Origin of the sequence: Adlercreutzia sp. DFI.6.23 (genome assembly GCF_024462535.1) — a bacterium.
In the GTDB taxonomy this organism is placed as follows: domain Bacteria; phylum Actinomycetota; class Coriobacteriia; order Coriobacteriales; family Eggerthellaceae; genus Adlercreutzia; species Adlercreutzia rubneri.
Map to the genome: position 1 here is coordinate 1 of NZ_JANGBP010000128.1, position 424 is coordinate 424.

1 pseudogene is annotated in these 424 nt (G+C 69.3%); it reads left to right on the forward strand.

From position 1 onward, the window contains the following. Window positions 1-424 (forward strand): annotated as a pseudogene (locus tag NE591_RS12650) (D-alanine--D-alanine ligase); the annotation flags it as partial.

Consider the following 424-nt stretch of genomic DNA (forward strand, 5'->3'; position numbering starts at 1 on the left):
CACGGCGGCAGCGCCCTGGGCGTGCACAAGGTGAAAAGCCAGGAGGAGCTGGGCGAGGCGGTGCTCGAAGCGCTGTCCTACGACGAGGCCGTGAACATCGAGCAGTGGGTCGATGGCGTGGAGCTTTCCGTGTCCATCCTCGGCACCGGCTGGGACGCCCACGCGCTGCCGCCGGTAGATATTGTGGCTCGCGAGGGCTTTTACGACGCGGCGGCCCGCATGGCCGACGACGCTGAGGAGTTCTTCTGCCCCGTGCGCGACGAGTCGCTTTCCCCCAACGCGGCCGATGCCCAGGCAATCCGCGCGGAAATCGAGCGGGCGGCGCTGGAAGTCTACCGCGCCTACAGCGTGCGCGATCTCGGACGCGTCGACCTCATCTGGGACGGCGGCGCGGCCCGCTGCTTCGAGGTGGACGTGTCCCCGG